Source organism: Leuconostoc sp. S50 (genome assembly GCF_016624925.1).
Taxonomy (GTDB): Bacteria; Bacillota; Bacilli; order Lactobacillales; family Lactobacillaceae; genus Leuconostoc; species Leuconostoc pseudomesenteroides.
Map to the genome: position 1 here is coordinate 1 of NZ_JACVUE010000002.1, position 22452 is coordinate 22452.

The window sequence follows — 22452 nt, forward strand, 5'->3', positions numbered from 1 at the left end:
GTCGAATCACTATTTGAGATTGAGTCGCTCTTCGATGTGGAATCACTGTTCGAAATTGACTCGCTCTTTGACGTGGAATCACTGTTCGAAATTGACTCGCTCTTTGATGTTGAATCGCTGTTCGAAATTGATTCACTCTTTGACGTTGAGTCACTGTTCGAAGTTGATTCACTCTTTGATGTCGAATCACTTTTCGAGATCGACTCACTCTTTGACGTTGAGTCACTGTTCGAAATTGACTCACTCTCTGACGTTGAATCGCTGTTCGAAATTGACTCACTCTTTGAGGTTGACTCACTGTTCGAAATTGACTCACTCTTTGACGTCGAATCGCTGTTCGAGATTGACTCGCTCTTTGATGTTGAATCGCTATTTGAGATAGAGTCGCTCGTTGATGTCGAATCACTGTTTGAGATAGAGTCACTCTTCGATGTCGAATCGCTGTTCGAAATTGATTCACTCTTTGATGTCGAATCGCTCTTTGCTATTGAATCACTTTTCAATGTGCTCTGGCTATTAGAAATATCCTGGGACATACTTGTTGACGTATTTAATGAAGAGCTAGAGGACGTTGATGTAACAATTGATGCTGACTCTGAGTTAATGAGCTGCATTGATTTTGATTCAGAAATGGCGATTGATTCGGACTCACTAGCAAATTGAGAATTTTTTACCGAATCAGAGTGATAATTTGATATGCTCTGGCTCGTAATTGAACTATTTGAAGCTGAATTCAAATTAGCAATTGATTGTGAATCACCAGTACTACCATGTTGTGATCCACTATTAGAAGCAACAGTTGAGACGCTATTTGAAATTGAATCATTATTCTTAGCAGATGTTGAACTTAAGGCCGATACACTTTCCGACAATGACTTCACATCTGTTGTTGATTGTGATTGTATTGTCGACTCAGATTGGCTCACCGAATCCGCAATCGAAGATGAGGTAGATTCAAACAGTGATTCTGATTCCAATTGAGAATCGGCATTAGAAGCACTCTTATCATTAACATTTGTTTGGCTTGCCGAATCACTGAGCGAATTTTCTAGAGATGTAGCATCGTCTGAAGAACTCTGATATGAATTAGACAAACTGGTTGAGTTTTGAATTGATTGAGAGTTGGTCCATGACGCACTGTCGCTCAAGGAACTAATAGTAGATAGCGACTGCGATTCACCTTGATTACTAGTGCTAGTCATACTTTCACTATTGGACACTGAATTTGATGTCGCTACCGAATCTGAAGTGGACATTGTAGAAGAATTGCTAATCGAACGCGACTCTTCACTAGATGTACTGTCCACAATACTCTGACTATTAAAGGTAGAATTTGACTGATCCGTACTACCGTTGTAAGCCACATTATAGGTGACAGTCTTAGTCTGATCCTGAGGCGCTGAGTCGGTAAATGAAATTGATGAATGGTCGGCATAGTAACCATCAATTATTGGTGTTGAAACAGTTTGAGCACCTGAATTTAATTTATACTCAGTCGTATTGTCAATGATTTTAGTCGTGACATCCCAAGACACATTTTGGACATTATCAGCAGGTGTTTGGTTACCAGCACCCACATAATGAACTGAGTCAATAGTCGTTGTTGTTCCGCTATGTGTCAAACCTTCTAGGATAGCAACTTGATTGTCTATATCCGCTTGTGAAGCAGATGAATTGTTGACGATGCTAGTAGCATTTGACACTTCTTTAGTAAATTCATCAGCATACTGACTATCATTTACCGCATCAATATCTTTTTGAAGCAATGTTTTATCAATAGCTTGATAAGCCACAAGAGTGTCCGCTTGACCGACTACTGTACCTGTTGCACCCACAGTATATTTATCTGAAACGAATGTACCAGTTGGCACGCTACTAACATCAGGTTTCTGTGCTGTTACCGAAACTGCGGCCATGACAGAGGGTGTAACCGTTGCATTAGTCGCTTGAATGGCATCAAAACCATCAATCAATCCCTGATCAATATCATTAAACTTTTTAACAAGCCCATCAGCATCAGTTGTGCTGAAAAACTTAGAAACTTGATCTGTGATACTTTGAGTGGCAGACTGCGTCGCGCTGTTCAAAATTTGAGCATAGGCACCAAAAGTTGTATTGACGTTACCATTGACAAAATTAAGCGCTGCCGTGGCAGAGTCGATCGGATGTAAAATACTAGCGGCTGCGATATCGCCATAAAAAATACGCATCTTGTAGAGAATTGAAGCTAATTTTTTATCAGCGGTATCATCCCCTTTTAAATCACTGTCAGAAACATGATAATAGCTTTTCAATTGTGTCAACGCTTTGTTAGCTTTTTCGCTAGCCGTGTTAATCGTTGTATATTGCGCTGCCGCTACCTCGTTCAACATATCAGTAACCATTTGCACTTGAATCAAAGCATTACCAATTTTGTCCTGATCGTGAATGACTACTGCCAATGTTCCTAAATCTGAATCCATAACAATTTGGGAAGTACCACCAGCGTTAGTAATAAATTGCTGCGCCAATGCTAATTGTTGTGAGGCAACTGTTTGCGCAAGTGTCGCTGTACTGTCATAGATTTTATATGAAGCATAATTAATTAATGCTTGTAAATCACTAGAAATTGTGTTTGCATGATCAGAAATCTTACCTGAACTAGAACCGGATGCTTGCCACAGCATGACAATACCAGCAATGTAGTTAGGAATTGTAGTAGTAACATAATTGTTAATTTGCGAAGAAATATCCGTGACAGCTGCCACTTCTTCTTGAACTGCGGTCGCAATTGCTCTTTGAACCAAAACAGATGGATCAACATTAATTGGAGCCGTAGTAGCGTATGTCGTATCACTCAATTGACTAAGTTCAACAAAAAAATCGTAGGATAAATATTTGCCAGGATCACTTAACAAGTTAATCAAAACATTAGTCTTGTTAGTCAAATTAGTCAGGTCTAAATCAAATCCGGGTACTTGACCATAAAATGAATCTGATTCAACCTTCTTACCTGAGGCAGTCACTGAACTTGACACAGAGCCACTTTGATATTGTTGCGCTAATGTTAGTGCCTGAGTTAGTGCTTTACCAATTAATGAGGTTCTACCAAATTTTGTAATCAAATTGGGCAATATATTAATAGCTTGCGCATAGTTTCCAGTTGTGGTGCCGAGTAACGCATTTAGTAAACTGGAACTTTGACTGTACGTCGGTCCCTTAGCCAAATCAGTGGCATTTTTAGAAACACTAGTTAACATACTCTGCAATGCAGTAACTGCTTCTGAAGTCCATTGCTTTGCGGTATCAGTGTCATTACCTAAGTTAACAGTTGCAATACCACTTGGACCAGTAATTTGTTTTAAAATTGCAACTTGTGCATTAGTCAGTGCTGTCTTATCTGATTGCAACGCTGACGTCAAAGTTGACAATGCAGCTTGATCATTAGTAAGAATATTTTGTTGAGCTGTCAGTTGACTTTGATAATTATTTAAAGTATCAACATAATCCTGAACCGTTTTGCTCAGTCCACTGGCTTTGCTGGCAGTCCAAGTACCCGATTTACCCAAATTACCAAACAACCCATAGCCATCGGCGCCATCATCGTTTGTTGTACCACCTATCAATAAATCGAGTGCATTTTGGTAAGATGAGTCTCCGATTAAGCGGTGTTTGCGAGTGATGGCGTCTTTCGCTGCCTGTGCCCAATTACCTTGACGAATATCAGCAATAATTTTGGTCATAACACCAGCACTGTCAGAATCATCTGATCCTTTAGCAGTGACAGTAGTCGTAGCATCTTTAATTGCAATGCCACCAATGTTATTATTTGGGTTAAAAGTATAAACAGTTGAAGCATCTGACAGCTTGCTTGTCGCAATGCTTAATTTACTTGTACTGTTGGCAAATGACTGTAGATTATCCGCAATAGCATTATTCAAATCTGATATGGCTTGTTTGGAATCGTTAACCGCTTGCGTCAGTGTAGCTACTTCATCATTGTCAATAGTTGCCTGTTTAGCATTGACCAATAATTGATCCCGTGCAACTTTAGTTAGCAAGTCTTTCACAGACGGATCATTATTGACAATATCTAAAGTAAATTGTACTGTTCGACCATCAGAAAAAGTTGCAGTGGCAATACCATCGCTACCAATTTTTATTTCAACGGGATCCACTGTTGCATTATTAGGCGTGACCACCGAAATATTGAATCCCTTTGATTGCCAATCGGATGTCGTTATTGAACTACCAGAAATATTGCCTTGTACTTCAAATGTGTCACTTGCTTGTGATGCTGAAGACTGATTTTTATCGTCGGAAATAGCACCCTGATTATTGGCTGCTGAAGCGACAACACCTGCGTTACTAGCAACTACTGGATGTGCAGTAGGGTCTGCTGCAATTGCAGAATTAGCTGATGAAACAGCGTTCGAAGCTGTATTTGTCGCCGTATTGGCAGCCGAATTTGCGCTACTAGTTGCTGAAATATCATTAGTATCACTTGATTGTGTAGAAACACTAACTGAATTGACAGTTGTGGTCTTTGTATTATTTAATGATGTATCCTGATTTGCTGATGATGCTTGACTAGTTGCGGCTGGCAACGTGACCTGATTCGCACTTTGCGATTCAGTGACTTTCGAACTATCCGTGGTTGATTGTGCTTGCTGCGCTCCACTTAAATCAGCTGCATGGGCAACTGTTGTATTTGGCAAGCCAATACCTACTGCAATCGATGACACAACGAATAAACCAGATACAATCCAATTTTTCTTCGCCTTGAACATCTTTTTATGCTCCCGAGTATTCGTAGGAATATAAATTTTGCTCTCCCTCAATTTTTTCATAAACGCTCTAACTCCCTTTCCTTATCGAATCGATAACAACATTACTGATTTAACGCCAATTAAACCTATGTGATATTATCAAGCATTGTTAAAACAAGTTGTTAATCTATTTTTCAAGATTTCAGAAAAAGATTATTATTTATTATTCGTTATATAATTATTATTGGTGAACGTTACCAATAGAAATGAACTTAAATCGCTTGTTTTCAAAATATTTTCACGATTATTTCAAATCTGTATATTAAAAATTCTATTTATAAATATTACGCTTACTTGTGAAAATATATTTTTGTTATTTTTTTTACCAATTTTTTTCTCCGAAAATGGCCGTTATGTAGCTTCAATAGTGTAAAATATATAACAGAAATAATAAGTCGAGGCGTAGCACATGTCATCAGAAATCACATTAAAGACAATTGAAACACAAGATTTGCAAGATTTTTGGCAAATCAGCTATGGTCCATCGGCTGACTTGAAATGGATGAGCCTAAACGGTCCGTACTTCCACGATCCAGTCCTGAATTGGGAAGATTTTTATCAGCGCTTTTATCCGGCCAATATTAATAACCCGATGGTAAAACTGATTATTTATAACGGTGAAATTGTTGGATTGGTTTCAGCGTATTGGGATGATGGCAAACTCAAACAGTGGTTAGAAGTTGGTATTGTGATTTATGACGCCAATAAATGGGGGTTGGGCATTGGTGGCGTTGCTTTAAAGCAGTGGCTTAATGAAATGTTTACGCTTTTTGATTACTTACCACATATTGGTTTTACAACATGGTCTGGTAACATCGGTATGCAAAAATTGGGTGATAAAGTGGGCATGACAAAAGAAGGTGTGATTAGAAAAGTAAGGTATTGGCATAATCAGTATTATGATTCAGTTAAGTACGGTATTTTGAGAAACGAACTATAGAGAGTGTCCGTCACCTCTTATTTTCAAGTTTACAAGCAACTTTTATTAGTTTATAATGTCATCTATTATGTATTTCAAATAAAATTTTAATTTAAGGAGATTTATTTGTGTTCAGCTTTAAATATGACGATGATGTTAGTCTATCATTGCCCTTACCAGATCAGGATTCAGAAGCATTGTACGCGCTAGTCGAAGACAGCCGTACTACCCTGTCCCAATGGTTACCGTGGGCTGATCAGCTCCGATCTGCAGATGATGAAAAACAGTTTCTAAAAACAACGCTAACGCACTTCGGCACGGGGGATTCTTTAAATTGTGTGATCCGTTATCGTAATCAGCCAGTTGGTATGGTCAGCTTTAATCGAATTGATAAAGCACATCAACATTCCGAAATCGGCTATTGGCTAGGCAATCAATGGCATCACAAAAACATCATGCATCGTGCCGTCACAGCTTTACTAACAATTGGCTTCACAGAATACAACCTACGCAAAATTATTATAAATGTCGACGTTAATAATGACGCTAGTAATCACGTTGCTCAAAAATTAAACTGTCATTTGGATGGTACTAAACGTGAGGACATCTTATACAACAATGGTAAATTTGCAGATATGAACGAATGGTCATTATTACGTTCAGAGTGGGAAAAACACGATAAAAAAAGCAAAGAATAATTTCATTCTTTGCTTTTTTTCGTGTTTAAATCATATACTGCATATCAAAGTCTATTACGCCAAGATATTGATTTGTCGTTGGGTTCCCTACGTCTTTAAACCCCTGTTTTAAATAGAATTCATGCGCTGAGGCACGCGCTGATAAGCTGACTTGTTGATAGCCTTGCTTTTTGAAATCATCAAGTGCCCAGCGAAACAATCGTGATCCGAGTCCCTGCTGTTGATATGACATATCGACAGCAAAAGATACTAAACGCACGGTAGCGGTATTTTTTTGGTAAGTTGAAAATGTTGCCACCAACACATCAGCGACCGTAATGCCATAAAACTGATTATTTTGCTCAATCACTATTTCTTCAGGTGTAATTAATTTGCCGAGAGGCCCCCTTAAAACAGCATTTCTCAAATCAATATTTTGTTGATAAAGTTGCTTATTTGCAGTTGTAAATTTTTGAAAAAATGGTTGGTTAGTCACAGTATTAGTGCCCCGTTTCATCATTTGATGCCACCATTTTATCATACTCAACGATAAAAATAGTCACCACGATTTAATTTATCAAGAAACTCTTCAGGCGTTTTGTGTTTTTTGTAATAATAGGTTTTATCATTTTCATTAATCTCACGCGCAACCTTAGCAGGATTGCCAAAAGCGACTACATTGGCAGGAATATCTTTTGTGATGACACTGCCCGCGCCAATAACTGAATTTTCACCAATTGTGACGCCTGGTGTAATTGTGACATTAGCACCAATCCAGACATTGTCACCAATTGTAACTGGAAATGCATACTCGGCGCCTTCCTTAGTCCTTAAATCTGGATCAATGCTATGACCACCAGTATAAATGCCTGTGTAAGGTCCAATTAAAACATTGTCTCCAATGTGAATTGGTGCAGCATCAGCCAACGTCAAATTATTATTACCAAAGAAATTGTCACCGACGTGAATATTGAAACCATAATCAACTTGTAGCGGAATTTCGATAAAAATATTTTTACCCGTCTCACCTAATAAACTTTCTAAAATATCTTGACGTTTCTTTAAGTCACGATGTCTGAGCTGATTATATTCAAAAATTTTATCTCTTGCACGCATATTCAGTTCAAACAATGCTTCATCTTGATGATATAAATCGCCTCTAATCATTCGTTGATATTGAATATCATCTTTTTCATTCATAAATTAATCGCCTTTCATCACGTCTGCTCATTGCCTTGTCGTTTCATTTCTTCACTGAACGATTTGAACCTACTTTTTTGCATAGTTTTCAATCAAATCGCGTAGCTGCCTGAAGTCCTTTTTAACATCATAATCATGCCGTTTTTGTGCTACGAGATAACGCATGAGTTCTTTAATGCGGTCAATGTCAGTTTCATCAGTATAATCAATCCAGTTCACATGCTCTAACCAGTCAATGTATGCATGCTTACCTTTGCCATAACTATTACCAAATAGTAAGCACGGCGTACCTGTTAATACAGAAAAAACCATCGCATGCCAACGGTCGGTGATAATCATTTCTTGATGTGAAAACAACTCAAGTTCTGCTTCAAAGAGAGCTTCACGCGTAACTGGTGTTATTTTTTGTGGATCGTCTAAAACAGTATCAACACGATCAATTGGCCGTTCTGTCCCAAGCATTTCTTTGATATTATCAATTGTACTTTGCTTAACAACTTTCTCAGAGTCGTGACGTAGCACAAACAAGGCGCCGTGACGTTTGAATTTTAGATCAACAGCATTCATATATAGCACCATGTCAGGTGTAAATATGACTGGATTATCGAAAGTGGTTTGCATGCGATGAAAACTTTGTGCATCACGTGCAACAAGCACAAGATTGGGATTCATGCGATATGCTGCTTGGCTTTTTTTCTTTTCAACCTCACCGTCCTCATTTTCTTCAAAATGGATTGACTGTGGAAATGAAATCGTCAAGTTATTGACAAAAGTTGAAAAGACTTTACGTCTCGCTTCTTCATGATTATGATACAAATTTCCCATGTTACCACCACCAGTAAAAGCAATGATATCCTTGGGCTGTAAATGTTCTTGGACGACTGGGATAGCGTAATCGTCATCTTCTTCAATAATTTCAATATATTGATATTCTGGAAATTCATTTTCGACATATCGTCGTTCTGCTAATGAAACAGCTTGATCACCCATGTTAGTATAACTAGGCACACCAAACATATAAAACTTTGGCCGATCATTGTCAGGAATTTCGTGGACAACTGCGGTTGTATCAACATAAAAATTTGCCATTTGACTGACTACTCCTTTGAAATATTATAATTTAGCATTTTGATAAGCATGAGACATTTTGCGACCATTAACAAATAGAATCGATAATACTATGCTGATGCCGTTTGTTACTGCAAACACAAAGAAGACAACCGCTGTGCCTAACCACGCAATCAACTGCGGATAAATCAAACTAATGAAAAAATTAGTAATCCATGTTGTCGCGGTTGCCACGGACATGAATTGTGCTTTAACTTTTCCGGGAAACATTTCCGCCAACAACAACCAAGTGACAGGACTGACGATACCTTGATGATTCGCCAAAAACAGCGTCAATGCAATCAATACCAATGCATTTGTGACAGTTTGAGAGAATATAGTCGATTTCAGAATAGCACCTAACAATGCCAAAAAGACTACGTTACCAATTAAACCGATAATCAATATCCGATGATGATTAGTTTTTTCAATCATTCGAGTACCAAAAATACTTGCAATCACAGACACAACACCGATTAAGATATTTGCATAAAGTGATCCCCCTTCACCCATACCAACTTTTTCAAGTAAAATAGTGCCATAATACATGACCGTATTAACACCTGAAATTTGCTGAATTAATGCTATTACGATACCAGTAATTAACAGGTACAGTAATGTTTTATTTTGCAGTGCGCGCGACCAGCTAAATTCCTGGTCATCTGATTCTTCAATCGCTTCAGTTTCACTTTTAATAAGTGAATTTGTATTCTTAAATCCCAAACGACGGAACAACTGTCTGGCGCGATTAAAACGTCGCTTGAATAATAGCCATTGGGGGCTACCGCTAATACGAAATGAATTAATCCATAAAATCACAGATGGGACGGCCGCCGATAGAACCATCACACGCCAGATAGGTCCCCAATCACTCCAAATATTGCCTAAAATGGCATTAACAACAAAAGCACAAAGCTGCCCAAGAACAATAAAAATAGCATTTTTGTTAACATTTGCACTTCGTAAGTTATCCGGCGAAATTTCTGCCAAATACATTGGTGACAAACTCGACGCAGCACCAACTGCAATACCGAGAACAAACCGAAAGATTGACATAGACCAAAAATTTATAGCCGCTGCACACAGTACAGTTGCCACCGTAAAAATAATCGCAATCAATCGCAACGTTTTTTTACGACCAAATTTGTCAGCTACTTTACCACACCCTAGTGCACCAATACAGGCACCAATCACTAGTGAACTTGAAACAATGCCTTGTAATGATGGGGTTAGATCTAGTTGGTCTGACCGACTCATAAAAGCTAAGGCACCGTTGATCACACCAGTATCATAACCAAATAGGAAGCCACCTAAGGAAATAACATAAACACAATAATTCAAAAAATTAAGTTTAACTTTTTTATTTGTTTTGTTTTGCATACTTATCAATTCTGTCCTTTATTTGTTTTCGCTTTTTCCTATCTAACCACTTTAATAACAGCGAGATGTCAAAAAGTGTTTATAAAAAAGCCTCATTTGTATGAAACAAATTAAAGACTTAGTTACTCATTTATTCGAATTAAGCTTAATCCGCCTTTTTGTAATCAGCGTTTTTAGGATTATGGTCAAAGACATTTTCTTTGTCAGTTGACTCAGGATCATCCTTCTTGTTTTGTGATTTAACATCAATTTTTTCTTCTTCAGACATACAAATATTCTCCATTCATCCAGTTTGAAATCAATAATTCTTGTAACAGGTGACTGAATAATTAGCGGTGATCGCATTCACGGCCATTTATTAAGTCACCAAAACAATTCGTGTTTCAAATAAAACTCATGTCTCCTTCCACTTGTATTAGCGATTACATTAATAATACCACTTTGGTTAAATAAGCAATAAAATAAGGCTCAAAAATTGGTTTAACAATTTTCGAGCCTCTGTAAATCTGTTGGTTTAATTTCAATCCGAATAGTGTTGTAAAATTGACACAATTCGTTGACTGGCTTTACCATCGCCGTATGGATTCTTGGCAATTGCCATTTTCTGATAAAGGACATTATCAGTCAGTAATGCTAACATATTGGATAAGACAACGGCCTTATCTGTACCAATCACTTTCAACGTTCCCGCGTCAACCCCTTCAGGCCGCTCTGTGGCATCACGTAACACCAAAACTGGTTTATTTAATGAAGGCGCCTCTTCTTGTACACCACCCGAATCAGTCATCACAAAATAGCTTCGTGACATTAGATTGTGAAAATCAACAACATTCAGAGGATCAATTAAATGCACTTGAGAATTATTATCAAAAACATCATGAGCCAAGGTTTGAACGGCTGGACTTAAATGAACTGGGTAAATCACATCCACATCAGGACGTAATTGCGTCAGTTCATTAACAGCTTGGAAAACATTAGCCATTGGTTGTCCCTGATTTTCACGACGATGCATCGTTAATAAAATTATTTTATGATCTGATGGGATTTGGGATAAGACATCGTGGTTATAGCTTTTGTCAATCGTATATTGCATGGCATCAATGACAGTATTACCCGTCACAGCAATTTTAGACGATTGAATGCCTTCTTTTAACAGGTTTTCTTCACTCAAGGTTGTTGGCGCAAAATAAATATCTGACAAACGATCTGTGAGTTGTCGATTCATTTCTTCAGGATAAGGCGAATATTTATCCCATGTTCTTAGGCCGGCCTCGACGTGCGCAATAGGTATTTGGTGATAAAACGCACTCAAACTAGCTGCCATTGTTGACGTTGTGTCCCCATGGACTAAAACAAAATCTGGTTTTTCTTGGTCGATTACCACATCTAAGCGAGACAAAATTTTAGTTGTAATCGTCGTCAATGTTTGGTTTTTTTCCATAATGTCGAGATTATGGTCTGCATGCAGATCAAACAAATCCAAAACTTGATCTAACATTTCTCGATGTTGTCCAGTCACAACAACAATTGAGCTCATACCAGATGTCTTTTCGATTTCTTTGACAATTGGTGCCATTTTGATTGCCTCTGGTCGCGTGCCAAAGACGGACATAACTTTAATCATTTAATCCTCCTAAGATTGAAAGAACTGTGAGTGTTGCGTCGTAATAATGCAAATCTGCCATTGAATCAGATAATATGATTTTCTGATTCTTAAATAAAATATCGTAGCCATAGTCGTGATTAACAGAGGCTGCATAATAAATCGGTGCGTTGAAACTAGCCATCGTTTGACTATTTAAGGAGTTACCCTTTAACGTATATCCAGCGCTAATGGTACTTTGTTTTTTGAAAAAATTCATGAGCTTAGTCAGTACCTTTTTTGCTTGCTTATCCGACGAATCGGCCAACATCATCGGTACTCGACAAGCATTGGCAGAATAATCTCCGTCATTTGCACCCGCAACGCTATTGGCTTTAGCAGGTTTTGCTTTTGAATGGCTCACTACCGCAAAGTCCGGCAACAAACCGCTTTGGTTCCTAGCGCTTAAATCAGACAAATATTGCAACATGTTGGTATTGACTGTCTGCCAAGTTGAATCTTTGGTCACTTCGTGTAAATTGTCAAATACACTCGGCATGACATCGGAAGTTCTCATGATTTGATAATAATCAGAAGATTTAGTTACCCAGCTTCCTGTTGTTAAAAATTTATCTTTCTGGTTGTATTCATATTTCAAGATATCATCAGCTATCTTTTTTGCTAAGTTACGGTACTTTGAGGCAGATTGTGGCCATGTTTTAGCGGCCGTTAATAATGACTGCGCAATATATAAATCGCCATCAGTTGCTGATTGGTCTGAACCCACCCACTTTTGAGATTGGTTATATTGTTGTTGCCAAGACATTAAGTAGGTTTTTTCAGACTTATTATTATCAGTTTTTACTGTAATACGATTTTCCAAATAATAGGCTAGTAATCGTTCAAATTGCGATTGTTTCGCCCAACCTTTTTGGCCCGCTTTAGCGATAATTTGCATGCCATAACCTTGTCCCTCCGACAAAGCTACCGGTTTCTTATTGTTTTTAATCGTATTAATCAAGTCTTGCTTTGAATTATACTTGACAATAAATTGATGTTGCCAATCCTGATATGCTTTGTATTTCACGTCTGTTTCGTGATTTACTCTTAATGCAATTAGGACACCAATATAAGCCAAAATAATTAAAAGGCTTAATATAACTGGATACTTGTTGGATTTCATTTTGATAACCTCCTACTTGATTAATCTTCAAATCGCTTTGTTTTAACCCAACGTGTGCCATTTCTTTTAAATATCTTATCCATCAAAACCTGTAATACAGCGTGTACAGAAACAATAATAAACAGTTGCGAATATGTGAAATATGATGCCAAAGCAATTCGAACTGATTTAGCCGTAGTCTGACCAAATTGCGAAGCCAAAGCAATACTGATTTGTAACATATACAGTAGAATCATCAAAAGCCAATTAAAAACGAGCACTTGTGATATCTGCGTATTGCCTTGTGTAAATGTAAATGGCATTTGCGTGTTGGGATCAAACCAACTCCAAATCATAAATCCAAAATTAACCAAAAAAATGATGTCTGATAGAATGACTGCCGAATTAAAGATAAAAAATGTCGATGTAAAGTAGAATGTTTCAAACTTAACGCGCCAATTACTCTTGTTAAACAAATTTTTAAAGTTATCAAGAACGACTTGATAGTTACCTTTTGCCCATCGAAGGCGTTGAAAATAATAATCTTTAAGATGCTCTGGTTCTTGCTGAAAGGCTTCAGAGTTGTATGCAAGAGCAATTAGTTTACCACTTTGCATAATTTTAAACGAAATATCGGTGTCTTCTGTTAAAGCACCGTCACTCCAACCACCAATGCTGTCAACAAAATCACGTTGAATAATAAAATTGGTTCCTGGAATTCGACCAATTTTAAACATGTGCCACATAGCAATGTGTTGAATACGTTGGCTGACCATAATTTCTTGATTAATGAAGCGAGTTAAGTAATTTTGATCAGCATTTCTAGTTTTATTACGTCCGAATACGGCCATATACCGGTCCGGATTTTCCAATGCTTTTTGAACTAGGAAGTATAATGCATTTTTTTCTGGCATGGCATCTGCATCATAAACGGCAATAAATTCACCGCGGGCAATTTTGAGAGAATCGTTCAAAACCCCGGCCTTACCACCTGTACCCGTTCGCTCAATTATTTTGTAGTTGCGTCCTGCGTGCTGCTCATCGGCGAAAGCCTGACGCATGCGATCTGCTGTGTGGTCCGTGGAATTGTCTGAGTATAGTAACAATTCAACTTTATCTTTTGGATAATTAAGTGCTAACAATGCTCGTGTCGTATTTTCAATCACAATTTCTTCGTTATGCGCAGGTACGACAACTGTTATAAGTGGATAGCGCGACAACGCTGGAGTCTCGATAATACGATGGCTATTTTTAAACCAAAAATGAATTGCCCCACTTAACATGACAAACGAAATAAACAGTGACAACCAAATTAACATCAAAGTCACAATCATCAATAGCTGATTAATCGTTTGCATTCAAGTCACCTCTGGTCTTTAACTCGCGCAAATGCAAATTCACTTTCGTGGTCTCAACACGATCATAAATAATCCACATGAAGTACAATAAAACTAACATTATAATGAAAAAGATAATGCTCACAGCAATTGAAAAGAAATAAAAAAAGTTAATCATATCATGTCTCCTGTTAATGCTTTTGCATATATTCAACGATAATGTCTGTCTCCATTTGACGGTAAAGTTTGTTCATAGCTAAATCTAAACTAGAATATTTATCAATATTTTTTTCATTAATATGCATTGTCGCCGTTTTAAATTGTGGTTTAAACCCGTCAACCATGATTGTTGCTAATTGGTCGTTGACATTATTATTCAGTTGCATTAAATTGGTTTCCGACACAGTATGCGAAATAATCAAAAATGTGGCATTGTCAACGTAATAAATTGATTCACCCGGCAAACGATCTTGTTTTAAAATAGTTTGAATAGCTGATAGTATTTCAGCATACTCAGATGCATGAAACTGTTTATATTGTTCATGATGCGACCATTGAACAGCCGTTACATCAATCCAAACCTCTAATTTATTTTGTTTTTGAATAAACTCAGCTGATTTTGAAAAAGTATTGCTGGCGGTGTGCAAGGTTTGGAAGTTGACGGCTGGATCATAATGTTCAACGTAAGCCTCAATGTTGGCACGATTCGTTGCAATCCAGCCCAAATCACCGATAAAATGACGACCTAAAATGGTGACAAAACTTAATATTGGATATGCAGCTATCACAACAATTCGGGTAAAATTAGAAATTAATGGATACCCAATTGTCAGTGTAAATATACCTGCTGCTAAAATCAGTACCACCATCCAAGACAATAAAACACTGGGGATGAAGAGACCTGAAGCAACGGCCAATAGAATCAGTGCCGCCATTGCAACAGTGATGTTATTAGTGCTCATATCGGCCAAAAGCATAAAACTCACTATGGTCATAGCGATTAAAAAAATCGTTAATGTCCCAAATCTAATCATTTTTATTCGTTTCATCACATGCTCCAGTCAATCCGTCGTATCTGTATATAATAGTTTTAATCGCGTCATATATTACTGAAAACATTATATAATATATACGATATATGGTCAATAATCTTATTTAAAAAGGAAACAAAAAACACATATTGTGCATTCAAAGGTACAATATGTGTTTTTTATTTAGAATATTATTTCGTTTTGTGTTGCTGTAATACCAAAATATCTTTTATCACATCACTAATGTTGACGCTCTTCATGCGATCATATGCTGTCGTTTCTATTTCGGAATAAATACCATTGAGTGTTTGTTGGATATTGCCACCAACAATACAGTCTGGATTAGTTTTTGGATCAATATGTAATAAATTATGGTCAATACTAATCGCAATATAGACATCATACAGACTGATTTCTGATGGTAACTTGGCTAACATCGGTGTTACCGCGCCCTGTCTTGTGGTAATAAACCCACTTTCTCGTAACTCACTCATTAAATTTCGGACAACACTAGCGTTGGCACCAATGCTGGCCGCAATCATTTTACTAGATAAATCGCCATCCCGATAAATATCCAGGAAAGCTAAGATGTGTATTGCATCACTTAATTTATATGAAAATCGCATCAGCTGACCTCACTTCCTTCCTAATAAGTATCGCATAAAAAATGACATAACACAGGTTGTTATGTCATTTTTTCTAGACAACTTGCTAATTATCTGATAATCTCTTTCACTGCTTCAGATAAAGGCGTCAAATCATGTCCCAAAATTTGAGGCAAGTCATCACTAGGGTGTGCTAATGAGCCATCATCAATGGGTGTTTGAAATGATGTTACCATAAGTGCTGTGTCATGATCTAAACCATTTTTTTCTAATTGTGACGTATACTCACTTTCAGAAACTTGCTGAATGCTAGATGACGCATTGAAAGCGCTCTTAACTGTCTCACCAAGTGTTGCAAAGTTAATCGAAGGACCAGATAATTCGTAAATTTCTCGTTCAGCACCATTAGCTAAGACGTTCGCTGCAGCTTCTGCATATTCACGTTCTAATGCCCACCCTACTTTTTTGTCTGCCCAATAATAAGCAGAAGCATCACTAGCAGCAGCTTGCAAAAAACTCGTTTCATTTTCTAAATACCAGTTGTTTCGCAAAAATGCGTGCGATAATTTGGCCGACACAATGGCTTGTTCCGTCCCACGGTGGTCTTGCGCTAAGAAATTCTCAGATTCGTCAGCATGCGGAAAACTAGTATAAACAACAAATGACACATGATTAGTTGCTAAAGCATTGACAACATTTTGATGTTGTACTAACCGTGGCACTTCTCCACCCGGCTGCGACGAAATAAATAACACCCGATCAATACCCGACAGCGCTTTCGTCATAGCTGATTCGCTATCATAAGATGCCTCACGTACTTCGATATCCTTGAAAGCTTGTTTAGCCTTTTCTGCGTTCCGCGCGATTAGTACAATGTCTTTTTTATCAACAAGCGTTAGTAAGTGTGACACAGCTGCGCGGCCAAATCGACCAGTAGCAGCAGTAATTGCATATTTAACCATGATAAATTCCTTTCGTAATAAAAAAGTTTATAATTTATTATAACACAACTTGTTGTTTTTAGAACAACAAGTTATTAAAAAACAAAAAAAGACCATAATGGTCTTTAATATGATCTATCTAATATTCTGGTAACCACTTCAAATCTGCAACCGCTGCCTTAGCATCAGTCACGCCTTGTGCGATGCCTTCATCAATGGCAACTTGCGCTACGGCAACAGCAACAATTTGTGAAAATTCATCCAGATGAGAAACAGGTGGCAAAACAGCCGTACTATCGTCTGTTAAAGTGTCAGCTAATGCGTGCGCAGCTGCTGAAATCATGCCCTGCGACAATACTTTTGCACGTGCTGCAATCGCGCCTAATCCCAAACCTGGATAAACTAAAGCGTTATTGCCTTGCCCGATTTGGTAAGTTACACCCTCAAAAGTCACGTCAACGGCTGGAATACCAGTTGCAATTAATGCTTTACCTTGACTCCATTTGATCAAATCTTGTGCACTTGCTTCAGCGAGCTTGGTTGGGTTAGATAATGGGAAAATAATTGGTCGATCAACATAGCTAGTCATTTCACGAACAATTTCTTCGGTGAAAGTCCCTGGTTGGGTTGACGTGCCCACCAAAATGGTTGGCTTAATTGTTTTAATCACCGCAGTGAGATTGGTGAGTTCGTCAGCATTAGTAAATTCTGAGCGCGAACGAGCAAATGGTTGTTGCGCAGGCGTCAAGGTATCATCATCATCAAACAACAATCCTTGCTTATCAACCATGTAGAAGTGCTTGCGGGCTTCGTCTTCACTCAATCCTTGTTTAACCATTTCAGTATAAACTTGGTTTGCAATCCCAGCGCCCGCTGATCCGGCCCCAAAAGTGACATAAGTTTGATCAGTTAGTTTTTTGCCTGTCAGCTTCATTGCCCCCAAAACACCTGACAAAACGATAATGCCTGTGCCTTGAACATCATCATTAAATGTTAGAATTTTATCTTGGTATTGTTTCAAAATACGTGCTGCATTTGAACGTCCAAAGTCTTCCCAGTGCAAATAAACATTTGGAAATGCGGATTCAATTTCATCAACAAATTTTGCAATGAAATCATCGTACTTTGAACCACGAACACGTTCATGCTGATTTCCTAAGTATAGTGAATCGTAAAGCAATTTTTGATTGTTTGTACCAGCATCAATCACAATTGGCAACACATTTTCTGGATTGATACCAGCTGCAGCAGTGTATACCATCAACTTGCCGACTGAAATATCAACGCCGTTAACGCCCCAATCGCCAATACCTAAAATACCTTCAGCGTCGGTGACAACAACTAATTTAATATCTCGGCCATTTGCTGCACCAAGTAAAGTTTCTTTAATCGCTTCAGGATGGTTGACATCCAAAAATGCTGCCTCTTGTGGATCAACATAATTTTCCGAATAATTCTCGATTGACTCAGCAATTGTTGGATCGTAAACAATTGGCATAAATTCAACAACATGCTGCGAAAAAACTTTGTAAAACAACACGCGATTCGTGTCAAAAATTTGCATTAAAAATTTGCGTTTTTCAATATCTGATGTCTTAGTTTGATATTGTGCGTATACCTGCGCAGCTTGTTGTGCAATTGTCTGAACAACCGGTGGCAATTGACCAACAATATGATATTGTTGACGTTCTGCCTGTGTAAAGGCTGTACCTTTATTTTTAAAAGCATCATTTAAAATATTTGTCATGTCCTGATCTCCTTTTCACTTTATACGCGGATGTGTCATGTCAGCTGGCACAACCCATTTATCAAAATCCGCGGCCGTAATTTTACCAGAAGCAATTGCCGCTTCACGCAGTGTAGTTCCCTCTTTTTGTGCTTTTTGAGCGATATGTGCTGATGTTTCATAACCAATATGCGGTGATAATGCCGTAACAGTCATTAACGACTGATACACTAAAGCCTTCATTCTATCTGGATTAATGGTCAACCCAGCTACTAATTTATCGTCCCATGATTGAATACTTTCCTGTAACAGACTCACAGAATCAAGATACGTTGCAATGATGACAGGCTTATAGACGTTCATTTCAAAGTTACCTTGTGATGCGGCAAAGTTAATTGTGGCATCATGTCCAAACACGGTAGCAGCAACCATTGTTAGCGCTTCAATTTGTGTAGAATTTACTTTACCAGGCATAATAGAAGAACCCGGCTCATTGGCTGGAATATTAAATTCACCATATCCGGCACGAGGTCCTGACGCCAAAAAACGAATATCATTTCCGATTTTGACTAGGTCAGCACTCAACGTTTTTAAGACTGAGTGAACCATATTGAGACCGGAATGTTCAGCCATGCCTTGAAATTTATTCGGTGCATTCACAAAGGAAACGCCGTAAAGTTCAGCAAGCTTTTTAACGACTTCAACATCATAATCTGGCGCCGTATTTAATCCTGTCCCTACCGCTGTTCCCCCAATGGGCAATTCAAGCAATGTTGGTAAATTTAATTCTAAATAATCGATGTTATGCTGGATACCCGATGCCCAGCCAGAAATTTCTTGTCCGACAGTCATCGGTGTTGCATCTTGTAAATGTGTGCGACCAATTTTAATGACATCTTTATAGTCCTGCGCTTTCTGATCAAATGTTGCTTTGACATGTTTGAGAATGGGCAACAATTTGACAGTCTCCAAGAACGCGGCAATCGCCATTGCAGTAGGAAATGTATCATTTGAACTTTGCGAATGATTGATGTCATCGTTTGGTAGTAAAGGCAAATCCGGTTGTATTTTAGCGGCCAGATGCGCAATGACCTCATTCACGTTCATATTAGTTTGCGTGCCCGACCCTGTTTGATAAACGACTAATGGAAATTGATCTTGGTATTTACCCGTCAATAATTCGTCGACAGTCTTAACAATCAAATCAGCTTTGGCTTGTGATAATTCACCAAGCTTAGCATTCGTTAAAGCAGCTGCCTTTTTGATGTGCAAAATTGCCTTAATGACTGGATATGGCATTCGCCCACCGATTTTAAAATTTTCGTGTGACCGTTGTGTTTGTGGTCCCCACAAGACATCATTTGGAACCTTAACTGGACCAATGGCGTCTTCTTCAATATGATATGCCATGCTAAATCCCCCTTTTTATTTTATTGTAACCGTTTTACTAAATAACAATGTTACGTTTTTTTTCATTTTTTAAAAAAATTTGTGATTTAATTTTTTGAACATCATCAAAAGTGAACAAACTAGCGTTATGCTTACTGCAATTATAGAACTTTCTGACTTTTTAGGTGTTGCAGACGTTTGTGGTAGTTGCTCCTTAAAATTGTTTTGGTCAATCGGTGATTGAAGAGTTGGCCTTTCAAAATCGTTTTTGACAATTTTTTTGTTGCTAATTTTAGTTTCTGTTTTGGTTAATTTAGCAGGATCTGGTACATCAACTTTTGTCTTAATGTAGATCGGCTCTGGTACGTCAACTGCCCAACCATGTGCTTCCGGTACATCAACAGCTGTCTTCTCGTAAACTGGTTCTGGTACATCAACCGCCCAACCATGTGCCTCGGGTACATCAACGGCTGTCTTAATTTGAACTTGAGCATAAACAATCTTCGTCTCAATGTTTGCTGCGTTTAACTGAACATGATTATCTGTAATCGCGTCTGGTTCCGCTGTCTTGACATAATAATCACTAATACTTGGTTCACCATTATTTCCCAAATCATCATTATCGGTTTGCCAATCGCTATATTCAACCGCTGACACTTCACCGGCGTTATTCACATGGTAAGTGGCTGTTCGGGTATACGTCACTTGATATGTCTTATCGGCTAATAACTGCTTGCCTTGTTCGTCCACATAGTGAATCGTCTTTGTAATGACCTTTTCCAAACTGGCTTTATCTGTCCCATCTGGTTGCTTAGGATCATTTGGTATCTTCGGATCAATGATCGTCCCAGGATTGCCTGGATTATCTGGCGTGTTCACAATTGTCCAGCTACTTAATCCTGGTGTCTCTGGACGCTCATAAGGCGCATAAACGTATCGTACTAATGTAGAGGGAACAAATTTATTACTCAAACTAAAGTTTGCATTACCGACATTTTTGTGTGCGCTGATCAACCCAGGATCATTAGGATCAGATACTAAGAGTGTGTAGTGGTAAATTTGTCCAACAGTTTGGTAAACAAATGGTCGCCCATTGTCATCAAATTGATTCTGTCCATCTTTAGATTTTAACCAGTAGAAATTACCTTGATTAAAGGCTCTAACAGCTTCATCTAATGACGTGGTTGGTTGATTTAAGTTTGCAACATAAGATTTTGAGTCGCCGTTCTCATTTTGAATCACGCGCCAAACAGCAAATGCATAAGCACCATGGGCATCTTGCCGGATATTTTTTGTATCAATCTTACCGTTTATAAAATCATTGAAGCCATCGTTTAGTTGTGATTCAGTATAGGCTTTACTTTGTTCGGATACCTCACCTGTTTCTGCACCAATCGTTTTAACGTAATAATAACCTGGGAAGTCAAGTGGCTTGCCGTCAATGACATTAGTTGTATGATAAGCATCAATTTTAGTTACTGCTGGAGTAATGACTGGTTCTGTCAAATCGGCATAAATTTCATTTCCATTTTCATCTTTTTGTTTCGTGTCGACTGAAAAATGAACTTCTTGTTCAGTTTGTTTTGGTAGCGTCATCTCTATTCTATGAGGTAATGATATAAACGATATTACACCGTGACTATTAATTGCATATCTAAATTCATTATCAAATGCAAAATCAAGCGCTACACCTTGATCAGAAGTTTCCGAATTGTTAATGACATATGTCTTCATCAGTTGGTTTTTAGTATTAATTTGTTGTAATACAATGCTTTTCAAGTCTTTGCTAATTCCGACATATAGATGCTTAGTCGCCGGATTTGAATTAAATTGCATCCCATTATATCCTTGGATATCTGAAAAAACGCGGTACGCATTTCCATTTGAGTCCTGAATTTGGATGGGATAATCATTAATCTTATTTGGTGATATTGTCGTAACGGCTTGTTTTTGTTCCGGCGTTAATGGGGCAGGTACAATAGTTGTCTCTGAGTTGTCAGTAGCTGCATTTTTATCAGGTTCGTCAGTTTTTGATAACTTATCTGGCTCCGAAGCATCAGTTATTTGTCCACGTTCAGTATTGCCATCATTATTCTGTGTGCCAGTTTCTGTATCTTGGGCGTTAGTTAGCGACTCATCAGCCATTTTGTTTTTAGTTGTGTCACTAGTGTCATTTACTATCTCGCTGTCGTCACTAATCGGAGATGTACCCTGAGATGGCATGTTTGCGCTCGTCTCACTAGACTGAAAACTACTATTTTGAGTTACCTTGTCTTGTTTTAAAGACTGATTAGAGTCCGGATTATCACTGACATTTTTGTTTACTGTCAAACAATCATTGCTGCTCACAGTGTCAGCATGGGCAATATTGCTGTTTAACACCACTGTGCCTCCCATGAATCCGATAGAAAGTCCAGCTACGATCCATAGCTTTCCTGCCTTAAACATCTTGAATCTTTTACTTAATAGTTGTCGCTTGTCCTTCATTGCTCACAATCCCCTTTTTTCTTTATTACAGTTGGTATTATCTCCCCATAATATTTATTTTCGGTCATCAATTCTTCAATAGATTGATAGACAATTATTCA

18 protein-coding genes are annotated in these 22452 nt (G+C 38.0%); 2 read left to right on the top strand and 16 right to left on the bottom strand.

From position 1 onward, the window contains the following. A partial coding sequence (locus IAE53_RS02580; RefSeq protein WP_200554182.1) for a hypothetical protein occupies nt 1-4769 on the bottom strand: 4769 nt, incomplete at its 3' end. Between the two features lie 448 nt (nt 4770-5217). Between IAE53_RS02580 and IAE53_RS02585 the strand changes: the two genes are divergently transcribed. Continuing rightward, on the top strand, nt 5218-5748 hold the full coding sequence (locus IAE53_RS02585) for a GNAT family N-acetyltransferase (protein ID WP_188353070.1): 531 nt from the start codon (nt 5218-5220) through the stop codon (nt 5746-5748). Nucleotides 5749-5855: 107 nt separating this feature from the next. After that, nucleotides 5856-6425 carry a GNAT family N-acetyltransferase gene (locus tag IAE53_RS02590; RefSeq protein WP_148423866.1) on the top strand — a complete coding sequence of 190 codons (570 nt, stop codon included), beginning with the start codon at nt 5856-5858 and terminating at the stop codon, nt 6423-6425. Between the two features lie 25 nt (nt 6426-6450). Here the strand turns inward: IAE53_RS02590 and IAE53_RS02595 are convergent, their stop codons facing one another. The 15 genes from IAE53_RS02595 to IAE53_RS02660 form a co-directional block, all read right to left on the bottom strand. Beyond that, a complete protein-coding gene (locus IAE53_RS02595) occupies nt 6451-6924 on the bottom strand; it encodes a GNAT family N-acetyltransferase (RefSeq protein ID WP_148423867.1) in 474 nt (157 codons plus the stop codon). A 23-nt stretch (nt 6925-6947) separates the two neighbouring features. Continuing rightward, nucleotides 6948-7604 carry a sugar O-acetyltransferase gene (locus tag IAE53_RS02600; protein WP_228934291.1) on the bottom strand — a complete coding sequence of 219 codons (657 nt, stop codon included), beginning with the start codon at nt 7602-7604 and terminating at the stop codon, nt 6948-6950. A gap of 69 nt (nt 7605-7673) precedes the next feature. After that, entirely contained in the window at nt 7674-8693 is a 1020-nt protein-coding gene (locus tag IAE53_RS02605) for a polysaccharide pyruvyl transferase family protein (protein ID WP_188353071.1), read from the bottom strand. Between the two features lie 24 nt (nt 8694-8717). Beyond that, entirely contained in the window at nt 8718-10091 is a 1374-nt protein-coding gene (locus tag IAE53_RS02610; RefSeq protein ID WP_148423869.1) for a sugar porter family MFS transporter, read from the bottom strand. A gap of 145 nt (nt 10092-10236) precedes the next feature. Beyond that, nucleotides 10237-10359: a hypothetical protein gene (locus IAE53_RS11535; RefSeq protein WP_004913832.1), complete on the bottom strand. Its 123-nt coding sequence runs from the start codon at nt 10357-10359 to the stop codon at nt 10237-10239. A gap of 252 nt (nt 10360-10611) precedes the next feature. Next, nucleotides 10612-11715: a non-hydrolyzing UDP-N-acetylglucosamine 2-epimerase gene (gene wecB, locus IAE53_RS02615; RefSeq protein ID WP_200135907.1), complete on the bottom strand. Its 1104-nt coding sequence runs from the start codon at nt 11713-11715 to the stop codon at nt 10612-10614. Continuing rightward, nucleotides 11708-12856, bottom strand: coding sequence for a glycosyl hydrolase family 8 (locus tag IAE53_RS02620; RefSeq protein ID WP_148423871.1), 1149 nt, complete (start codon nt 12854-12856; stop codon nt 11708-11710). The genes wecB and IAE53_RS02620 overlap by 8 nt, the downstream gene beginning before the upstream one ends. Before the next feature lie 20 nt (nt 12857-12876). Continuing rightward, complete coding sequence (locus IAE53_RS02625; RefSeq protein WP_147652050.1) at nt 12877-14184, bottom strand: glycosyltransferase family 2 protein; 1308 nt, start codon at nt 14182-14184, stop codon at nt 12877-12879. Beyond that, a complete protein-coding gene (locus tag IAE53_RS02630) occupies nt 14180-14350 on the bottom strand; it encodes a hypothetical protein (protein ID WP_167497536.1) in 171 nt (56 codons plus the stop codon). The genes IAE53_RS02625 and IAE53_RS02630 overlap by 5 nt, the downstream gene beginning before the upstream one ends. 13 nt (nt 14351-14363) lie before the next feature. Further along, entirely contained in the window at nt 14364-15221 is an 858-nt protein-coding gene (locus IAE53_RS02635; protein WP_148423872.1) for a DUF2721 domain-containing protein, read from the bottom strand. Between the two features lie 173 nt (nt 15222-15394). Further along, nucleotides 15395-15829 carry an Rrf2 family transcriptional regulator gene (locus IAE53_RS02640; protein WP_147651657.1) on the bottom strand — a complete coding sequence of 145 codons (435 nt, stop codon included), beginning with the start codon at nt 15827-15829 and terminating at the stop codon, nt 15395-15397. 89 nt (nt 15830-15918) lie between these two features. Then, nucleotides 15919-16770 carry an NAD(P)H-binding protein gene (locus IAE53_RS02645; protein WP_147651659.1) on the bottom strand — a complete coding sequence of 284 codons (852 nt, stop codon included), beginning with the start codon at nt 16768-16770 and terminating at the stop codon, nt 15919-15921. Between the two features lie 118 nt (nt 16771-16888). Further along, on the bottom strand, nt 16889-18496 hold the full coding sequence (locus IAE53_RS02650; RefSeq protein ID WP_200135908.1) for a malolactic enzyme: 1608 nt from the start codon (nt 18494-18496) through the stop codon (nt 16889-16891). A gap of 15 nt (nt 18497-18511) precedes the next feature. Further along, nucleotides 18512-19885: a class II fumarate hydratase gene (locus tag IAE53_RS02655; protein WP_200135909.1), complete on the bottom strand. Its 1374-nt coding sequence runs from the start codon at nt 19883-19885 to the stop codon at nt 18512-18514. Nucleotides 19886-19954: 69 nt separating this feature from the next. Beyond that, on the bottom strand, nt 19955-22351 hold the full coding sequence (locus tag IAE53_RS02660; protein WP_200136053.1) for a KxYKxGKxW signal peptide domain-containing protein: 2397 nt from the start codon (nt 22349-22351) through the stop codon (nt 19955-19957). Nucleotides 22352-22452 lie beyond the last annotated feature (101 nt).